General features: G+C 72.7%; 17 protein-coding genes. 6 read left to right on the forward strand and 11 right to left on the reverse strand.

Annotation, left to right across the window (positions count from 1 at the left end; genetic code table 11):
* Positions 1-44: 44 nt before the first annotated feature.
* A complete protein-coding gene (locus tag ABD343_RS28740; protein WP_344532307.1) occupies positions 45-509 on the forward strand; it encodes a DUF3093 domain-containing protein in 465 nt (154 codons plus the stop codon).
* 53 nt (positions 510-562) lie between these two features.
* Here the strand turns inward: ABD343_RS28740 and ABD343_RS28745 are convergent, their stop codons facing one another.
* The 4 genes from ABD343_RS28745 to ABD343_RS28760 form a co-directional block, all read right to left on the reverse strand.
* The gene (locus tag ABD343_RS28745; protein ID WP_344532308.1) at positions 563-1426 is read right to left on the reverse strand and encodes a hypothetical protein; all 864 of its coding nucleotides are present in this window, start codon (positions 1424-1426) and stop codon (positions 563-565) included.
* Positions 1427-1447: 21 nt separating this feature from the next.
* The gene (locus ABD343_RS28750; RefSeq protein WP_016470291.1) at positions 1448-1747 is read right to left on the reverse strand and encodes a DUF4193 domain-containing protein; all 300 of its coding nucleotides are present in this window, start codon (positions 1745-1747) and stop codon (positions 1448-1450) included.
* Positions 1748-2131: 384 nt separating this feature from the next.
* Positions 2132-3376: a sensor histidine kinase gene (locus ABD343_RS28755; protein WP_344532309.1), complete on the reverse strand. Its 1245-nt coding sequence runs from the start codon at positions 3374-3376 to the stop codon at positions 2132-2134.
* A gap of 6 nt (positions 3377-3382) precedes the next feature.
* Positions 3383-4036 carry a response regulator transcription factor gene (locus tag ABD343_RS28760; RefSeq protein WP_344532310.1) on the reverse strand — a complete coding sequence of 218 codons (654 nt, stop codon included), beginning with the start codon at positions 4034-4036 and terminating at the stop codon, positions 3383-3385.
* A 328-nt stretch (positions 4037-4364) separates the two neighbouring features.
* Between ABD343_RS28760 and ABD343_RS28765 the strand changes: the two genes are divergently transcribed.
* Complete coding sequence (locus tag ABD343_RS28765; RefSeq protein ID WP_344532311.1) at positions 4365-4538, forward strand: hypothetical protein; 174 nt, start codon at positions 4365-4367, stop codon at positions 4536-4538.
* Positions 4539-4630: 92 nt separating this feature from the next.
* On the opposite strand, the gene ABD343_RS28770 is transcribed toward ABD343_RS28765, so the two are convergent.
* Both ABD343_RS28770 and ABD343_RS28775 read right to left on the reverse strand, forming a co-directional pair.
* The gene (locus ABD343_RS28770; RefSeq protein ID WP_425578305.1) at positions 4631-5464 is read right to left on the reverse strand and encodes an inositol monophosphatase family protein; all 834 of its coding nucleotides are present in this window, start codon (positions 5462-5464) and stop codon (positions 4631-4633) included.
* Complete coding sequence (locus tag ABD343_RS28775; RefSeq protein ID WP_344532312.1) at positions 5461-6633, reverse strand: ferrochelatase; 1173 nt, start codon at positions 6631-6633, stop codon at positions 5461-5463. The genes ABD343_RS28770 and ABD343_RS28775 overlap by 4 nt, the downstream gene beginning before the upstream one ends.
* Before the next feature lie 121 nt (positions 6634-6754).
* Between ABD343_RS28775 and ABD343_RS28780 the strand changes: the two genes are divergently transcribed.
* A complete protein-coding gene (locus ABD343_RS28780) occupies positions 6755-8008 on the forward strand; it encodes an MFS transporter (RefSeq protein WP_344532313.1) in 1254 nt (417 codons plus the stop codon).
* On the forward strand, positions 7965-9287 hold the full coding sequence (locus ABD343_RS28785) for a D-arabinono-1,4-lactone oxidase (protein ID WP_344532314.1): 1323 nt from the start codon (positions 7965-7967) through the stop codon (positions 9285-9287). The genes ABD343_RS28780 and ABD343_RS28785 overlap by 44 nt, the downstream gene beginning before the upstream one ends.
* Positions 9288-9336: 49 nt before the next feature.
* On the opposite strand, the gene ABD343_RS28790 is transcribed toward ABD343_RS28785, so the two are convergent.
* Complete coding sequence (locus ABD343_RS28790) at positions 9337-10482, reverse strand: hypothetical protein (RefSeq protein ID WP_344532315.1); 1146 nt, start codon at positions 10480-10482, stop codon at positions 9337-9339.
* Between the two features lie 430 nt (positions 10483-10912).
* On the opposite strand from ABD343_RS28790, the gene sepH reads away from it, so the two are divergent.
* Positions 10913-12097 carry a septation protein SepH gene (gene sepH, locus ABD343_RS28795; RefSeq protein WP_344532316.1) on the forward strand — a complete coding sequence of 395 codons (1185 nt, stop codon included), beginning with the start codon at positions 10913-10915 and terminating at the stop codon, positions 12095-12097.
* Between the two features lie 136 nt (positions 12098-12233).
* On the opposite strand, the gene ABD343_RS28800 is transcribed toward sepH, so the two are convergent.
* Positions 12234-13109, reverse strand: a complete 876-nt coding sequence (locus ABD343_RS28800; protein ID WP_344532317.1) for a sulfurtransferase — start codon at positions 13107-13109, stop codon at positions 12234-12236.
* 251 nt (positions 13110-13360) lie between these two features.
* On the opposite strand from ABD343_RS28800, the gene ABD343_RS28805 reads away from it, so the two are divergent.
* The gene (locus tag ABD343_RS28805) at positions 13361-14155 is read left to right on the forward strand and encodes a VOC family protein (RefSeq protein WP_344532318.1); all 795 of its coding nucleotides are present in this window, start codon (positions 13361-13363) and stop codon (positions 14153-14155) included.
* Here the strand turns inward: ABD343_RS28805 and ABD343_RS28810 are convergent.
* The 3 genes from ABD343_RS28810 to ABD343_RS28820 are packed head-to-tail and all read right to left on the reverse strand — an operon-like array spanning position 14121 to position 16711.
* Positions 14121-14849 (reverse strand): thymidine kinase, encoded by a 729-nt coding sequence (locus ABD343_RS28810; RefSeq protein ID WP_344532319.1) that lies wholly within the window; start codon positions 14847-14849, stop codon positions 14121-14123. The two genes, ABD343_RS28805 and ABD343_RS28810, sit on opposite strands and share 35 nt — an antisense overlap.
* A 54-nt stretch (positions 14850-14903) precedes the next feature.
* The gene (locus tag ABD343_RS28815) at positions 14904-16121 is read right to left on the reverse strand and encodes an alkaline phosphatase family protein (RefSeq protein ID WP_425578306.1); all 1218 of its coding nucleotides are present in this window, start codon (positions 16119-16121) and stop codon (positions 14904-14906) included.
* Positions 16118-16711, reverse strand: a complete 594-nt coding sequence (locus tag ABD343_RS28820; RefSeq protein ID WP_344532320.1) for a DUF5998 family protein — start codon at positions 16709-16711, stop codon at positions 16118-16120. The genes ABD343_RS28815 and ABD343_RS28820 overlap by 4 nt, the downstream gene beginning before the upstream one ends.
* Between the last annotated feature and the right edge of the window lie 7 nt (positions 16712-16718).

Here is a 16718-nt window from a genome sequence, read left to right on the forward strand (position 1 = left end):
CCGCCGTGTCCGCCGTACGGTCGCGGCGTGCCAAGCTTGGACGCATGGTTCCTCCGGCCCAGCCCTATGACGAACGCCTGACCGCACCGCGCACGTGGTGGCTCATCGCCGCCGGAGTGGGCTTCGGGACCGCGCTGATGCTCTTCCCGCTGGGTCCCCTGCCGGCGCTGGGCGGTCTGGTGGTGGGCGGCGCGCTGGCCGCGGCCTGCGTGAGCGCGTACGGCTCGGCGCGGGTGCGCGTCGTGGCGGGCTCGCTGATCGCGGGGGACGCCCGCATCCCCGTGTCGGCACTCGGCGAGGCCGAGGCGCTGGACGCCGCGGAGGCGCGGGCCTGGCGCACGCACAAGGCGGACATCAGGGCCCACATGCTGCTGCGCAGCTACGTGCGCACGGCGGTCCGCGTCGAGGTCACGGACCCGGAGGACCCGACCCCGTACGTCTACGTCTCGACGCGGGATCCTGAGGCGCTGGTGAAGGCCCTCCAGGCGGAGAAGGAGACGGCGGCCTAGAGCCGCTCAGGCGGGCTGAGGCAGGCCCCCTGGGAGTCCCGGGAGCCCCGCGGTCAGGTCAGGGCTCTGGGAGCCTCGTCGCCGCCGTCCGGCAGCGCGCGCTTGCGCAGATCCGTACGGACGCGGGCGGCGAGCCGCGCGGTGTCGCGGCGGTTCATGAACGCCCCGACGGCGGCGCCGATCATGAACGGGGTGAGGTTCGGCAGGTTCCGCAGCGTCCGCTTCATGATCTGCTGGCGCAGCTCGCGGCGCATCTGCCCGCCCAGCGCCGCGTTCAGCGACGCGGGCTTCAGCACGTTGATCCCCCGCTCGGAGGTCCAGGCGCTCAGATAGGCGGTGCCGCGCTGCGTCGCGTTCCCGGGCGGTCTGTGCCCGTAGACCTCGTGCAGCTCGGCGATGAGCTTCAGCTCGACGGTGGCCACGCCGACGATCTCGGCGGCCAGCTCCGCGGGCATCGCGGGCGGCACCGGCATCATCGCGGCGGCCCCGACCCCGGCGCCGACGGTCGCGGAGCTGACGCACGCCCCGGTGACGAGCTTGTCGGCGATCTCCTCGGGCCCGAGCCCGGGGAACTGCCTGCGCAGGGTCTCCTGGTCCCGCACCGGCACACGCGGCGCGGTCTCGATGACACGGTCGGCGACGAAGCCGAAGAACGCCCGCGTTCTCCCACGGCCCGCCTTGCCGTCCCGGCCCTCCCGGCCGTCACCGGCCGTCGTGCGGACATCGGCGGTCTCGCCGCCGTCCTGGCCCTGAGGGGCCTTCTGGCCGTGCCTGGCCTTGGGCACGCGGGAACCCCCGCGGCGCAGGCTCAGACCCCGGCGGCGCCCCCGCGGGGCCCCTTCCCGGGCATACGGCGCGAGCGAGGCCGACTGGTCATGAGGGCCTCGCTCGTCGTCACGTGCGTCGTCGACCGCCACGGACTGGTGTCCGGTCCCAACTCAGGCCGCGCAGTCGCGGCAGATGGGCTGGCCGTTCTTCTCCGCGGCGAGCTGCGAGCGGTGGTGCACCAGGAAGCAGCTCATGCACGTGAACTCATCGGCCTGACGAGGCAGCACGCGGACGGAGAGCTCCTCGTTGGAGAGGTCGGCGCCGGGCAGCTCAAGGCCCTCCGCCTGCTCGAACTCGTCCACATCGACATTGGAAGCGGACTTGTCGTTCCGCCGGGCCTTCAGCTCCTCGATGCTGTCCTCGTTGACGTCGTCGTCGGTCTTGCGTGGAGTGTCGTAATCCGTTGCCATGTCGCTCTCCCCCTCTGGGTGTCTGTGGTGTCTCCAGCGCACGTAACGCGTGAGAGGCCGGACTTGTGCCCGACCCGAGGCGGAGATTTTGCCTCACATCAAGGTCTGTTACTCAATCGACACCCAACTGCACCCCTGAAGAGGTGATCACGCAGGATGCCGAGGAGGACCATAAACGGTCCCCGGTCGCACTTCACGCACGCCATCCCGGGTACTGCCCACGATCTTCACCTGCGGAAACCTGGATTTTCCCGGATTTCTTCCCGCTGGTCGGTCGCACTGCGCACAAGCCGAAAAAATCGCGTGTGTGATCGATCACAGCGGCTTGCGAAGCGTCCCGAAGCGTCCGGATTCCGCCAGTAGCGAACCGCTGCCGGGCGGACCCTACACCGGCAGCGCGACCCTCATCACCAGCCCCCCGTCCTCACGCGGCTCCGCCGTGACGATCCCCCCGTGGGCCCGGGCCACCGAGCGCACGATGGACAGCCCCAGGCCGACGCCCTTGTCGCTGCCCGTGCGCTCCGAGCGCAGGCGGCGGAAGGGCTCGAAGAGGTTGTCCACCTCGTACGCCGGGACGACGGGTCCGGTGTTCTCGACGACCAGCACGGCCCGTCCCGGCTGCGCCTCCGTACTGACCGCGACCCATCCCCCCTCACGCACGTTGTAGCGCACGGCATTCTGCACCAGGTTCAGTGCGACCCGCTCCAGCAGGACCCCGTTGCCCTGCACATACGTCGGCTGACGGACCCCGCGCAACTCGACGCCCTTGGTCTGGGCCTCGCCGCGCACCTGCTCGACGGCCTGCGAGGCGACCTCGGAGAGGTCCACGGGCTTCCGGTCCACCAGCTCGTTCTCGCTGCGGGCGAGGAGCAGCAGGCCCTCCACGAGCTGCTCGCTGCGCTCGTTGGTGGCCAGCAGCGTCTTGCCGAGCTGCTGGAGTTCCGGCGAGGCCTCCGGATCGGCGAGCTGCACCTCCAGCAGCGTGCGGTTGATCGCAAGCGGGGTTCTCAGCTCGTGCGAGGCGTTGGCCACGAATCTCTGCTGGGCCGTGAAGGCGCGGTCGAGCCGGTCCAGCATGTCGTCGAAGGTGTCGGCCAGCTCCTTCAGCTCGTCGTCCGGGCCCTCCAGCTCGATCCTCTTGTGCAGGTCGGAGCCGGCGACCTGGCGCGCGGTGCGCGTGATCCGGCCGAGTGGGGAGAGGACGCGGCCCGCCATCACATAGCCGAACGCGAAGGCGGCGACGGCCAGGCCCAGCAGCGCCAGCAGCGAACGGCGCAGCAGCCCGTCCAGGGCCAGCCTGCGCTGCTCGTCGGAGCAGGCCGACAGGCGGTCCATGAACACGTCGCTGGGCAGCGTGCCGGTCAGCCCGGGGCACTGGTCGGAGGTCGGCTGGAGCTTCCCGTTCAGGATCCGGTACGGGAGCTGGCTGCTCTCGTGCAGGGCCTGGGCGGCGAGCAGATAGATGATCGTCAGCAGCACCATGCCCGCGATGAGGAACATCCCGCCGTACAGCAGCGTGAGCCTTATGCGGATGGTGGGGCGCAGCCAGGGGTACGAGCGCTGCGGCTCGGGCGGGTCCCAGGTGGGCTTGGGAGGGGCCTGCGGCGCGGGGGGAGGGGTGGCGGCCATCAGGGATCAGATCCGGTACCCCGCGCCGGGCACGGTGACGATCACCGCTGGCTCGCCCAGCTTGCGGCGCAGCGTCATCACGGTGACCCGGACGACATTGGTGAACGGGTCCGTGTTCTCGTCCCAGGCCTTCTCCAGGAGCTGCTCGGCCGAGACGACCGCGCCCTCGCTGCGCAGCAGCACCTCCAGGACCGCGAACTCCTTCGGGGCGAGCTGGATCTCCTTGCCGTCCCGGAAGACCTCGCGCCTGTTGGGGTCCAGCTTGATGCCCTCGCGCTCCAGGACGGGCGGCAGCGCCTGCGTCGTACGCCGCCCGAGGGCACGCACGCGGGCCGTCAGCTCGGAGAAGGCGAAGGGCTTGGGCAGATAGTCGTCCGCGCCCAGCTCCAGGCCCTCCACGCGGTCGCTGACGTCGCCGGAGGCGGTGAGCATCAGGACGCGGGTGGGCAGGCCCAGCTCGACGATCCTGCGGCACACATCGTCGCCGTGGACCAGGGGGAGGTCGCGGTCGAGGACCACGACGTCGTAGTCGTTGATGTCGATGCGCTCCTGCGCGGCCTCGCCGTCGTAGACCACATCGACGGCCATGGCCTCCCTGCGGAGGCCCGTCGCCACGGCATCGGCGAGCAACTGCTCGTCCTCGACGACGAGTACGCGCACGGCGCTGTCCTTCCCTCGTGAGCTGGTGGGGCTGCGGATCATCGGATGCCGGAGAGGCACCGGTCCGAGCGTCCTCCATCCTGCCTCGAACATTGATAAATCGGCTGTAAGAGGCCGGTGGGGACGGGACCCGGGGATTTTTCAGGTGGGTTGAGGTTTCTCTGAGGGACGGCCTGGGGAGGACGAGGGCACACCACACGATCACGCCCCGTGCGCGGCATGCCACGACAAGCTGCCGACGACGGTCGGGGACCACGCCGTGATCGTTCGACGACAGACCCAACCCTCGGCACACCCCCGTGCCACCGACCCACGACGAGGGGGCACCATGGACGCGTTCACCGCAGGCATTCTCCAGCGCATACGGACCACCGAGTCCGACCTGATCCGCGCACGCGAGTCCGGCGACGAATTCCTCGTGGACGTCGAGCAGGCCGAGCTGGAAGACCTCCACCGCCTCGCCGCGGAACACGGCGTCGAGGTCGCCGCGACGCCGCACTGACGCCGCGACCGACCCGCACGAGCAGGCGACAGGGCCCCGGGAAGACCCTCCCGGGGCCCTGTCGCGTGCGTACGGGCCGGTCTCCGCACCCGTCAGTCGTGCCAGGCTCCCAGCTCCTCCAGCAGCGGCTGGAGCGCCTCGAAGACGCCGGGCGAGGCGGCGAGGGTCAGCTCCCCGTCGGGCCCCTGCCCGGGACGGCCGCCCGTCAGCGCCCCGGCCTCGCGCGCGATGAGGTCACCGGCGGCGAGGTCCCAGGGGTTCAGCCCGCGCTCGTAGAAGCCGTCCAGGCGGCCCGCGGCGACATCGCAGAGGTCGATCGCGGCGGAGCCCGAGCGGCGGATGTCGCGCACCCTGGGCACCAGCGTGCGGGCGACCTCGGCCTGGGCGACCCGGCGCTCGGCGATGTACCCGAAGCCCGTGCCGATCAGCGCCTGGTCGAGCGGGGGCGAGGGCCGGCAGCTCAGCCTGCGCTCCCCCAGATACGCGCCGCGGCCGAGCACGGCGTGGCAGGTCTCGCCGCGCGGCGGGGCCGCCACGACGCCGACGACGCGCTCGCCCCGGTGCTCGGCGGCGATGGAGACGGCCCAGTCGGGGCGCCCGTAGAGGTAGTTGACCGTGCCGTCGATGGGGTCGATGACCCAGCGGACGCCGGAGTCGCCCTCGACGGAGGCGCCCTCTTCGCCGAGGAAGCCGTCGTCGGGCCTGTGGTCGGTGAGGAAGCCGGTGATCAGCTTCTCGGAGGCGAGGTCCATCTCCGTCACGACGTCGATGGGGCTCGTCTTGGTCGCGGCCACGCCGAGGTCCTCGGGGCGGCCGTCCTGGAGGAAGGCACCCGCCCTGTGGGCGGCCTCCAGGGCGAGGTCGAGCAGCTCGGTCTTGAGGGACTCGGTCAGGGGGGCGGTCTGGCGGTCCGGTGCGTCGCTCACGCTGTCGTGCTCTCCTTCGCGCCCGCGGCGGCGGGCTTCGGCGTACGGGCCGGGCAGCACCCGACCGGGCACACGTCATGGCTGGGGCCGAGCGCGCCCAGGGCGCACCGCTCGGGGCGCTCCCCGCGCTCGGTGGCCGCGCGCTCCAGCACCAGCTCGCGGATCCCCGCGGCGAACCTCGGGTCGGCGCCCACGGTCGCGGAGCGCCGTACGGGCAGGCCCAGTTCCTCCGCCTTGGCCATGGCCTCGGTGTCCAGGTCGTAGAGCACCTCCATGTGGTCCGAGACGAAACCGATCGGGACCATCACGGCGCAGGGCACGCCTTGGCCGTGCAGCTCCTCCAGGTGGTCGCAGATGTCGGGCTCCAGCCAGGGGACGTGCGGCGGGCCGCTCCGCGACTGGTAGACGAGCTTCCAGGGGTACGTCACGCCCGTGCGCTCCCGGACCGCCTCGACGATCTGCCCGGCGACGTCCAGGTGCTCCGCGACGTACGCCCCGCCGTCCCCGTGGGCCTCGGGCGGGCCGGAGGTGTCGGCGGCGGTGGTCGGGATGGAGTGGGTGGTGAAGGCGAGGTGCGCGCGCTCCCGTACGCCCGCGGGCAGCTCGGCGAGGGAGGCGAGCACCCCGTCGGTCATGGGCTCCAGGAAGCCGGGGTGGTTGAAGTAGTGCCGCAGCTTGTCGACCTGGGGCGGGGTGAGCCCCTCCTCCCGGAGGGCGGCCAGCGATTCCGCGAGGTTCTCCCGGTACTGACGGCAGCCCGAGTACGAGGCGTAGGCACTCGTGGCGAGGACGAGCACGCGGCGGTGGCCGTCCTTGGTGATCTCGCGGAGCGCGTCGGTGAGATACGGCGCCCAGTTGCGATTGCCCCAGTAGACCGGCAGGGCGACGCCGGCGGCGGCGAGGTCCTCGCGCAGGGCTTCGAGGAGGCGGCGGTTCTGGGCGTTGATCGGGCTGACGCCCCCGAAGAGGTAATAGTGCTGCCCGACCTCTTCGAGGCGCTCGCGCGGGATGCCCCTGCCCCGGGTCACGTTCTCCAGGAACGGCACGACGTCCTCGGGGCCCTCGGGGCCGCCGAAGGAGAGCAGCAGCAGCGCGTCGTAGGGGTGGGGGGAAAGAGAATCACCGGAGTCACCGGGGCCAGCGGGCCCCGCCGGGAGCGCATCGGACATATCCCCGATCCTGCCACCACCCCCTGACAGGACGACGTCAGGGCCCGTACGTGACCCGTAAGCTGTACGGAGCGAAATCGTCCCTTACCGCCTCCCTGGCCCGACCGGCGAGAGTGCCCCTTTGCCCAGTCCCTACCGCGAGATCTTCACCGCGCCCGGAAGCAGGACCTTCTCCGCCGCCGGATTCTTCGGGCGGCTGCCGCTGTCCATGACGGGCATCGGCATCGTCACGATGATCTCCCAGCTCACCGGGCGTTACGGCCTCGCGGGAGCCCTCTCGGCGACGGTCGCGCTCTCCTCCGCGTTCTTCAGCCCGCAGATATCGCGGCTCGTGGACCGGCACGGCCAGGCCCGGGTGATACGGCCCGCGATGCTCGTCGCGGTCACGGCGGTCGCGGGGCTCGTCGCCTCGGCCAGGGGCGGCGCGCCGGACGCGCTGCTGTTCGTCTTCGCGGCGGGGGCGGGCTGCATGCCGAGCATCGGCTCGATGGTGCGGGCGCGCTGGGCCGGGATCTACCGGGGACGGCCCCGGATGCTGCACTCGGCGTTCGCCTTCGAGTCGATCGTCGACGAGTCGTGCTTCGTCTTCGGACCGATCGTGGCCATCGGCCTGTCCACGGCCTGGTTCCCCGAGGCGGGCCCGCTGATCGCCGCCGCGGCCCTGTGCGTCGGCGTGCTGTGGCTGGCCGCCCAGCGCGGCACGGAGCCGGAGCCGCATCCGCGCGAGCAGCACGGCGGCGGCTCGGCGCTGCGTACGCCGGGGCTGCGGGTGCTGGTCGCGGCGTTCGCGTTCACCGGCGCGATCTTCGGCTCGGTGGACGTGGTGACGGTCGCCTTCGCGGAGGAGCAGGGACACAAGGCCGCCGCGAGCGTGATCCTCGCCGTCTACGCGCTGGGATCGGTCCTGGCGGGCGCGCTGTACGGGCTCGTGCACTTCACCTCGGCGGCGGCGAGCCGGTGGCTGCTGGGGGTTGTTGCCATGGCCATGAGTATGATCCCTCTCCAACTGGTGGGGAACCTGCCGTCCCTGGCCGTGGCGCTCTTCATCGCGGGCATGACCATTGCCCCGACGATGGTCACCACCATGGCCCTCGTCGAACAGCTCGTCCCGCGCGCCAAGCTGACCGAGGGCATGACGTGGACCAGCACGGGGCTCGCGGTCGGGGTGGCGCTGGGATCCTCGGCCGCCGGCTGGGCGGTCGACGCGCTCGGCGCCGAACGCGCCTACGGCGTGCCCGCTGTGGCGGGGGCGCTCGCGGCGCTGGTGGCGTTCCTCGGCTACCGCCGGCTGAAGCCTCGGCCGGTGCCGCGGCATGAGGGGACGGTCGGGAATGAGCGCACAGGCGACGAGCAACCGGGCAGCAACGTGGCGTAACTGGGCGGGGAACGTGGCCGTCTCGCCCGTAAGGACCGTCGCGCCCTCCTCCACCGAGGCCCTCGCGGAGACCGTCCGCCGCGCGGTCGCCGACGGACTGCGGGTCAAGGCCGTGGGAACCGGCCACTCCTTCACGGCCGCGGCCGTCACGGACGGTGTCCTCATACGTCCCGACCGCCTCACCGGCATCCACGGCATCGACCGCTCCGCAGGGACGGTCACCGTCGCCGCGGGCACCCCGCTCAAGGCGCTGAACGCGGCGCTGGCCGCCGAGGGCCTGTCGCTGACGAACATGGGCGACATCATGGAGCAGACCGTCTCCGGCGCCGTCGGCACGGGCACGCACGGCACGGGCCGCGAGTCGGCCTCGGTCGCGGCGCAGATCCGGGGCCTGGAAATGGTGCTGGCCGACGGCTCGGTGCTGCGCTGCTCTGCGGCGAGCAACGCCGACATCTTCTCCGCGGCCCGGATCGGCCTCGGCGCGCTGGGCGTGATCACCGAGCTCACCTTCGCCGTCGAACCGGAGTTCCTGCTCACCGCGCGCGAGGAGCCGATGCCCTTCGACCGGGTGACCTCCGAGTTCGATCAACTCGTGACGGAGAACGAACACTTCGAGTTCTACTGGTTCCCGCACACCGACGGCTGCAACACCAAGCGCAACAACCGCAGCCAGGGCCCGGCCCGCCCGCTCCCCCGGATGCGGGGCTGGATCGACGACGAGCTGCTCTCCAACGGCGTCTTCCAGGCCGCCTGCTCCCTGGGCAAGGCCGTTCCCGCCACCGTCCCGGGCGTCGCCCGCGTCTCCAGCCGCGCCCTGTCGGCCCGTACGTACACGGACATCCCGTACAAGGTCTTCACCAGCCCGCGCCGGGTGCGCTTCCTGGAGATGGAGTACGCGATCCCGCGCGAGGCGGCCGTCGAGGCGCTGCGCGAGCTGAAGGGCGTCGTGGAGCGCTCCGACTTCCGGGTCAGCTTCCCCGTCGAGGTCCGCACCGCGCCCGCCGACGACATCCCGCTCTCCACGGCGAGCGGCCGCGAGACGGCGTACGTCGCCGTCCACATGTACCGGGGCACCCCGCACGAGGCGTACTTCGGCGCCGTCGAGCGCATCATGACGGCGCACGGGGGCCGCCCGCACTGGGGCAAGCTGCACAGCAGGGACGCCGAGTACCTGGCCGGGGTCTATCCGCGCTTCGGCGAGTTCACCGCGCTGCGCGACCGCCTCGACCCGGACCGCGTCTTCGGCAACGACTATCTGCGCCGCGTCCTGGGCGAGTGACGCCGAAAGGGCCGTACGGATCGCGTCCGTACGGCCCTTTCAGGTCCGCTCAGCTCTGGCCGGGGTCCGGCTGCTGCTGCGGCGCCTGCTGACGGCCGCCCGCACCGGCGCCCGTACCGTCCTGGCCGGAGCCGTCCTGGCCGTCGCCGGTCCCGCCCGGATCGGTGGGCTGCTCGGACGGCTGGTCCGTCGGCTGGTCGCTCGGCCGCTGCTTGCCCGGGTCCGGCGTCGGCGTGGACCCGCTGTCCGAGTCGCCGCTGCCGGTGCCCCGCTCGCCCTTCTCGCCGCTGCCGCTCCGGTCCGGGTCGGCGCTCTGGCCGCCGTCCTGGTGCTGACCGCCGGACGAGCCGTCGCCGTCGCCGTCGCCGTCGTCGGACTGGCCGGGCGAGGGGGTGGTGTCCGTGGTGTCGGGGCTGTCGCCGCCGGAGGAGCCCGCGGGCCGGAACACATCGCTGATGGAGGTGCCCTTGCCGCCGGAGACGTTGTGCCCGGCGATCGCCTCGTACAGCGTGATGCCGCCGATGGCGATCACGAAGACGAGGAGGGCTGGCAGCAGTGTCCGCTTCCAGCCGCGCCATTTCGTGCCGTGCGTGGTCGCCCGGGTGAACTCGTCGTCCTCTTCGAGCTGCCCGTACTCTCCGTGCTCTCCGTACTGCCCGGGGCGCGGGTCCGCGGCGCGCAGCACGGTGGTCGCGTCGTCCTCGCGATGCCCCGCGTACTCCCCCGCACGGGTGTGCGCCTGCGGCAGCATCCGCGTCACCTCGGAGGTGTCGAGCATCTGCACCTGGTCCGGCGGCCGCACCTCGTCCGGCGCGGGCGCGGCGCCCTGGGGCATGATCCGCGTCGCGTCGTCGTCCGGCTGCCTGTCCTTCCAGGTCGGCGCCGGGTCCTGGACGGGAAGGCGTCGTGTCCTCGGCTTGGCCTGGACGGTCGCTTCCTTGATCTGCTCGCCGGTCCGGCGGAAGAGGTGCTGGAAGATCGGCCCGCCGCTGGTGGCCATCAGGCTCACCACGCCCGCGCCGATGAACGTGCCGTAGACACCGAGCTGACCGGCGAGGAAGGCGGCGACGACCGTCGCGACGGCGCTGCCCATGACCTGCGTCAGGCTCAGGTCGATGCGCTTCTCTCTCTTGCCCTCATCACCCTTCTTGTCCGTTTCTTCCTCGACTGTGTCGCGTATATCGCTCTTGCCCATCTACCGCCCCTGATCGCACACTCCAACCACTGTGCACGAATAAGGGACTTTTACGCGAAGGCAATGGTTCCGCTTCGGGTGGTTCTGTGAGCCTCGACACCTCGCTTACCAGGCGAAATGGACGCTTGGGACGTCAACTCCCTTACTCGGGGGCAACTTCGGCGGCGTGCCGGTCCACCCGGGTGGCCCTAATGGAGTAGTGTGACGACCCCTGGTCTCGGTTCTGACCCGGCGCAGGCTGCTCGCGGCGATCACCCTGGTCACCGTGCGTTGTGAGGAGGTAACCGTGCCATAACGGCGGTTCTGGGGATTGCCTCGGTACCCCGAGCAAGTCGGCAAGGTTGTGGCAGGCTGCACCCGGGCAGGCCACACTCGTCTAGCGGGAGCAGCGACGCACGTGACGTCGGCAGGCACCACCCGGGAGGTCCCCATGCCCGAACTGCGTGTCGTGGCCGTCAGCAACGACGGCACACGACTGGTGCTCAAGGCTGCCGACAGCACGGAATACACGCTTCCGATCGACGAGCGTCTGCGCGCCGCTGTCCGGAACGACCGCGCGCGGCTGGGCCAGATCGAGATCGAGGTGGAGAGCCACCTGCGGCCTCGGGACATCCAGGCGCGCATACGGGCCGGTGCCTCCGCTGAGGAGGTCGCCTCGCTCGCCGGTATCCCCGTCGACCGCGTCCGCCGCTTCGAGGGCCCCGTGCTCGCGGAGCGCGCCTTCATGGCCGAGCGGGCCCGGAAGACCCCCGTCCGCCGCCCCGGTGAGAACACGGGCCCCCAGCTCGGCGAGGCCGTCAGCGAGCGGCTGCTGCTGCGCGGGGCCGACAAGGACACCGCGCACTGGGACTCCTGGCGCAGGGACGACGGCACCTGGGAGGTGCTGCTCGCCTACCGCGTCGCCGCCCAGCCCCACTCGGCGACCTGGACCTACGACCCTCCGCGCCGCCTCGTGCAGGCCGTGGACGACGAGGCCAGGGCGCTCATCGGCGAGACCGACGACACCCCGGAGCCCAGCTTCCCGTTCGTGCCCCGCATCGCGCGGCTGCCGCGCGACCGGGGCGAGCGCGGGGAGCGTACGGGCGCTTCGGGCACGGAGCGTGACGGCCGTCTCGACCGCTTCGAGCGTCCCGAGCGCCCGGAGCTGGAGCCCGCCGCGCTGTCGCCCTCGCCCTCCGGGACGGACGACGAGGACCAGGGACACGCACAGGGGGCGGACTCCCACGACGAGTCGGACTCGCTCACGAGCCTGCTGGAGGCGGTGCCGAGTTTCCGTGGCGACATGGTCGTACCCGAGCAGAACCCGCAGCGGACACCGCCGCCCGCGCCCGTGCAGCCGGCGCCGGTGCCGCCCGAGAACGAGGAGCAGGAGGACGGCGGGGAGGACGACGAGCCCGCGGAGGAGCAGGAGGCCGTCGAGCCCCCGGCGCCCGCCGCGAGCGCCGGTTCGGCCTACGCGGACGTGCTCATGCCCCGTTCCGTCGGCGCGCACCGCGACCGGCTCAAGGGCAGCACCGACCGGCAGGCCGAGGCGGACGGCGTCCGTCCGGGCCGTCGCGCCGCCGTCCCGAGCTGGGACGAGATCGTCTTCGGGACGCGGCGCAAGAAGGAGTGACCGCGCCGGACCGTTCCCGCACCTGACCCTGCGGGAACGATCCGGCCTGCGGGAACGCCCGCCGCGCGAGGGCGGCGGGCGGTCTCCGGCGCCGGGCCCGTCAGCCCGCCTCGGCCCGTCAGCTCACCTCGGGCCGTCAGCCCGCCTCGGGGCCCGTCGCGACGGGCCGTCCGCTGTCGGCCGTCCACTCGCTCCAGGAGCCGACGTAGAGCGCCGCGTCGATGCCCGCCAGTTCGAGGGCCAGCACCTCCTGCGCGGCGGAGACCCCGGAGCCGCAGTAGACCCCGACCTCGGTCTCCGGCGCCGCGCCCAGTGCCTCGAACCGCTCGGCCAGTGCCTGGCGGGAGCGGAACAGCCCGGCGTCCGTCAGGTTCTCCGTCGTGGGGGCCGAGACCGCGCCGGGGATGTGGCCCGCGACCGGGTCGAGGGGCTCGACCTCGCCCCGGTACCGCTCGGCGGCGCGGGCGTCGAGGAGCAGCCCACGGCGGGCCAGCGACGCCGCCTCGTCCGCGTCGAGCATCCGGGCCGTGCCGGGTCCGGGAACGGGCGTGAAGTCGCCCTCCCGGGGCCCGGGGGTCTCCGTGCTGAGCGGCAGCGCTCCCCCTCCCTCCGCCTCCCGGTAAGCCGTCCACGCGGCGAGCCCCCCGTCCAGCACCCGTACGTCCGGGTGTCCGGCCCAGCGCAGCAGCCACCAGCAGCGGGCCGCGCCCCAGCCGCCGCCCATCCCGCCGCCGTCGTAGACGACGACCGGGCGGCCCCGGGAGACACCGGCCCGGCGCATCGTCGCGGTGAAGTCGTCCAGTGGGGGCAGCGGATGGCGGCCGGTGCCGGGGCCGACCGGACCCGCGAGTTCCGTGTCGAGATCGACGTACACGGCGCCCGGCAGGTGACCCTGCCGGTACGCGTCCGCGCCGGACGGGCCGCCGCGCTCGTAACGGACGTCGAGCAGTACCGGTTCCTTGCCACCCGCCAGGTCGCTCGCGAGTTCGGATACGGAGATGATGGCAGTCATGGCGCCATCTTCGCGCAGCGGAGGCCGTGTCCGCGCGGTCCCCCGGCGTACGAGAGAGGGCGCGCGCTCCGCACACGAGCGCTCCCCCGCGCCGCTCCGCCACGGTCCCCCGTCACGGCGCTTCGCCCCCGCGACGGGAACGGGTGGTGCGAGCATCTGCACGGACAACGCAGTCACCTGCCGCGGCAAGGACGCCGCGGCGCATCCGGAAGCACGACCGCATCGATGATGGTCCTGAGGAGCGAAAGCAGATGACCGAGGCAGCGACTCGGCAACGGCGGAATCCGGGAGCGCCCGCCTGGGCGAGCCTGATGGTGCACGGCCTGGAGGCCGGCCAGAACTTCTACCAGGAGCTGTTCGGCTGGGAGTACCGCGCGGGGCCGCAGCAGTTGGGCCCGTACGTGCGCGCGGTCGCGGAAGGGCACGAGGTCGCGGGGCTGGGCACGAAGGCCTCGGGACGGCAGCTCCCCGTGGCCTGGCTCCCGTACATGGCGAGCGACGACGCGGACGAGACGGCGGGGCTGATCCGCGAGCAGGGCGGCACCGTCGCCGTCGGCCCGCTCGACGCGGACACGGCCGGGCGGATGGCCATCGCCTCGGACACCCTGGGCGCCGTCTTCGGCGTCTGGCAGGACGCGACGTACCCGGGGCTCGGGATCGCGCCGGAGGGCGTGCGGGGAGCGCCGGTGTGGTTCGAGCTGATCACGCGGGAGACCGCGTCGGCCGCGAAGTTCTACGAGTCGGTGTTCGGATACGAGACGGAGCCCATGGGCCCGGACGCGACGGACTATCTGACCCTCTACCGGGACGGGGTGGCCGTCGCCGGGATCCACGGTGTCGGGCAGTCCCTCCCCCGCGACCGCGGACCGCACTGGCGGACGTACTTCTCCGTGGAGGACACGGACGCGGCCGTACGGAAGGTGCGGGAGCTGGGCGGCCAGGTGGTCCGGGAGCCGCAGGACTCGCCGTACGGGCGGCTGGCGACGGTCGCGGACCCGGAGGGCGCGCGCTTCAGTGTGATCCGGACCGAGCGGTCCCCGCGCTGAACCGGGGCGCGGGCGGCACGGCACCGGCGGGCGGCACGACCGCCGACGGCGCGTCGACGGGGAGCACGTCGGGCGACAGGGCCCCCGAGCGCGAGGTCGCGGCGGTCAGCCGGCGCCGGTGGTGGCGCCGGCACAGCACCTCGTAACCCACCTCGCCGCTGGGCTCGCCCACGTCGCCCACGACGACCTGGGCGCCCTCGACGACCATCTTGCCGCCGACCGTACGGGCGTTGTGCGTGGCCCGCGCCCCGCACCAGCACAGGGCCTCGACCTGGAGGGTCTCCATCCGGTCGGCCAGCTCCATCAGCCGCTGGGAGCCGGGAAAGAGGCGGGTGCGGAAGTCGGTGGCGATGCCGAAGGCGAAGACGTCGATGCCCAGGTCGTCCACGACGCGGGCCAACTGCTCGACCTGGTCGGGCGAGAGGAACTGCGCCTCGTCCAGGATCACGTAGTCCGTACGGCCGCCCGCGGTCAGGTGCTTGACCAGGTGGGCGTGGAAGTTGAGGTCCTCGGCCACCTCGACGGCCTCGGCCACCAGGCCGAGGCGGGAGGACAGCTTCCCCGTGCCCGCGCGGTCGTTGCGCGTGAAGATCATGCCCTGGAGGCCGCGCGCCGAGCGGTTGTGCTCGATCTGGAGAGCGAGCGTGCTCTTTCCGCAGTCCATCGTTCCGGAGAAGAACACCAGCTCTGGCATGGAGGATCGGCCTTTCGAGCGGGGAGCGGGGACGGTGGGGGGCTGCGCCGGGCGTTACGAGCGGACTTCCAGGAGCGGGACGAACTGCTCGGCCGGGGTCGCCGAGCCGTGCATCCCGACCAGCGCGGACTCCTTCGGCTCGCGGCGGGTGGCGACCACGGCCACGTCGGCGCGCATCGCGGCGACGACGTCGCCGATGCGTCCGCGCACCCGGTCCTCCACCTCCGGGCCGAACCAGCCCAGTTCGACGGCCTGTTCGCGGGTCGCGACCCACGCCTGCTCGGCGAGGACCTCGCGCCACACGGCGTGCACGTCTCCCCCGGCTCCGGGGACGGCGTACACGTGCCGCATCCGGCCCTCGCCGCCCAGCGCCGCGACGCCCGCGCTCAGCTCCCAGTCCTCGTCGAAGTCGATACGGGCCTCGTGCCCGGTGGGGACGTCGACCATGCCGTGGTCGGCCGTCACGTACAGCGCGGAGCGCGGCGGGAGCTGCTCGGCGAGGCGCTGCGCGAGCCGGTCGACGTGGGCGAGCTGGCCGCGCCAGGCGTCGGAGTCCATCCCGTACCGGTGGCCGTTGCCGTCCAGCTCGGCGTAGTACGTGTAGACGAGCGCGCGGTCGCTGGCGGCGAGGCGCTCGGCGGCGAGGTCCATGCGGTCCTCGGCGGCGAGGCGGCCGAGGAAGGTGCCGCCGGACAGCGCGATCTTGGTGAGCGGCGTGTGCTCGAAGTGCGGCGCCGTCACCTGGCAGGTCGCGATCCCGGCGGCGTCGGCGGCCTGGAACACGGTCGGGTACGGCTGCCAGGCGTGCGGGTCGGTCCAGGGCTGCCAGCGGAGCTGGTTCATCAGCGCGCCGGTCTCCGGGTTGAGCGCGGTGTAGCCCGGCAGGCCGTGCGCGCCGGGGGTCAGGCCGGTGCCGACCGAGGCGAGCGAGGTCGCGGTGGTCGAGGGAAAGCCGGAGGTCAGCGGCGTGCCCGTGCCGTTCGTCGAACTGGCGAGCAGCGAGGTCAGGAACGGGGCCTCGTCCGGGTGCGCCTTCAGCGCCTCCCAGCCCAGCCCGTCCACGAGGAAGACGCAGACGCGGTCGGCGGGGGCCAGCGGCAGCCCGGCACGCATGCCGGGGACGCCGAGCCCGGCGGCGAGGGACGGCAGCAGGTCGGCCAGGGACCCGGTGCCGTACCGCGGCACGGGGGCCGTGCGGAGGTCGAGCGGCTCGCCCGGCTCGGGGGGAGCGGGAGGGGTGTTCCGCGTGTCCTGGGTGCTCCCCCGCGTCACTGCGGGGACCCGACGCGCGCGGTCGCCTCGGAGAGGGCCTGGGCGAAGTCGAGGGTCTGGCGGACGGTGTCGGGGCCGTCGCCCGCCTCGCTGACGCGGAGGGAGAGGTCGTCGGCGGTGGCCGAGCCCGTGTATCCGTGGTCCGCCTCGCAGTTGGGGTCGCCGCAGGTCGCGGGCTCCAGGTCGAGCCGGGAGACGGCGCCCCAGCCGATGGTGAGCACGACCTCGCGGGGCGGGGTGCCCGGCGTGTACGACTCGGGGTTGGCGACCACGCGGGAGAGGACCACCGAGGAGATCCGCTCCAGCTTCACGGACTCCGTGGACGTCGTCGCGTAGGGCGACGGGGAGGTGCCGTCGGCCGCCTGCTCGTCGGTGTGGCTGACGAGGAATCGGGTGCCGGTCAGGACGAGCACGGTGACATGGCGGCGGACCTCGTTGCTGTCGAACGTGGTCTCCTGGTGCACGAGGTAGGAGGACACGGGCTCACCGCCCACCGCGGCCTCGACAGCCTCGGCCACGAGAGCCGGGTAGTAGCCGCTGCGCTCGATCGCCGCGCGCAGCCCCTGGGTCGTCGTACCGGTCTTCGCCATGCCTGCC

This window comes from Streptomyces albiaxialis (assembly GCF_039530985.1).
GTDB lineage: Bacteria > Actinomycetota > Actinomycetes > Streptomycetales > Streptomycetaceae > Streptomyces > Streptomyces albiaxialis.

Coding starts and splice junctions, on each gene's coding strand:
- ABD343_RS28740 (WP_344532307.1), top strand. CDS start 45: ATGGTTCCTCCGGCCCAGCCCTATGACGAACGCCTGACCGCACCGCGC.
- ABD343_RS28750 (WP_016470291.1), bottom strand. CDS start 1,747: ATGGCAACGGATTACGACACTCCACGCAAGACCGACGACGACGTCAAC.
- ABD343_RS28755 (WP_344532309.1), bottom strand. CDS start 3,376: ATGGCCGCCACCCCTCCCCCCGCGCCGCAGGCCCCTCCCAAGCCCACC.
- ABD343_RS28765 (WP_344532311.1), top strand. CDS start 4,365: ATGGACGCGTTCACCGCAGGCATTCTCCAGCGCATACGGACCACCGAG.
- ABD343_RS28775 (WP_344532312.1), bottom strand. CDS start 6,633: ATGTCCGATGCGCTCCCGGCGGGGCCCGCTGGCCCCGGTGACTCCGGT.
- ABD343_RS28785 (WP_344532314.1), top strand. CDS start 7,965: ATGAGCGCACAGGCGACGAGCAACCGGGCAGCAACGTGGCGTAACTGG.
- ABD343_RS28790 (WP_344532315.1), bottom strand. CDS start 10,482: ATGGGCAAGAGCGATATACGCGACACAGTCGAGGAAGAAACGGACAAG.
- sepH (WP_344532316.1), top strand. CDS start 10,913: ATGCCCGAACTGCGTGTCGTGGCCGTCAGCAACGACGGCACACGACTG.
- ABD343_RS28800 (WP_344532317.1), bottom strand. CDS start 13,109: ATGACTGCCATCATCTCCGTATCCGAACTCGCGAGCGACCTGGCGGGT.
- ABD343_RS28805 (WP_344532318.1), top strand. CDS start 13,361: ATGACCGAGGCAGCGACTCGGCAACGGCGGAATCCGGGAGCGCCCGCC.
- ABD343_RS28810 (WP_344532319.1), bottom strand. CDS start 14,849: ATGCCAGAGCTGGTGTTCTTCTCCGGAACGATGGACTGCGGAAAGAGC.
- ABD343_RS28820 (WP_344532320.1), bottom strand. CDS start 16,711: ATGGCGAAGACCGGTACGACGACCCAGGGGCTGCGCGCGGCGATCGAG.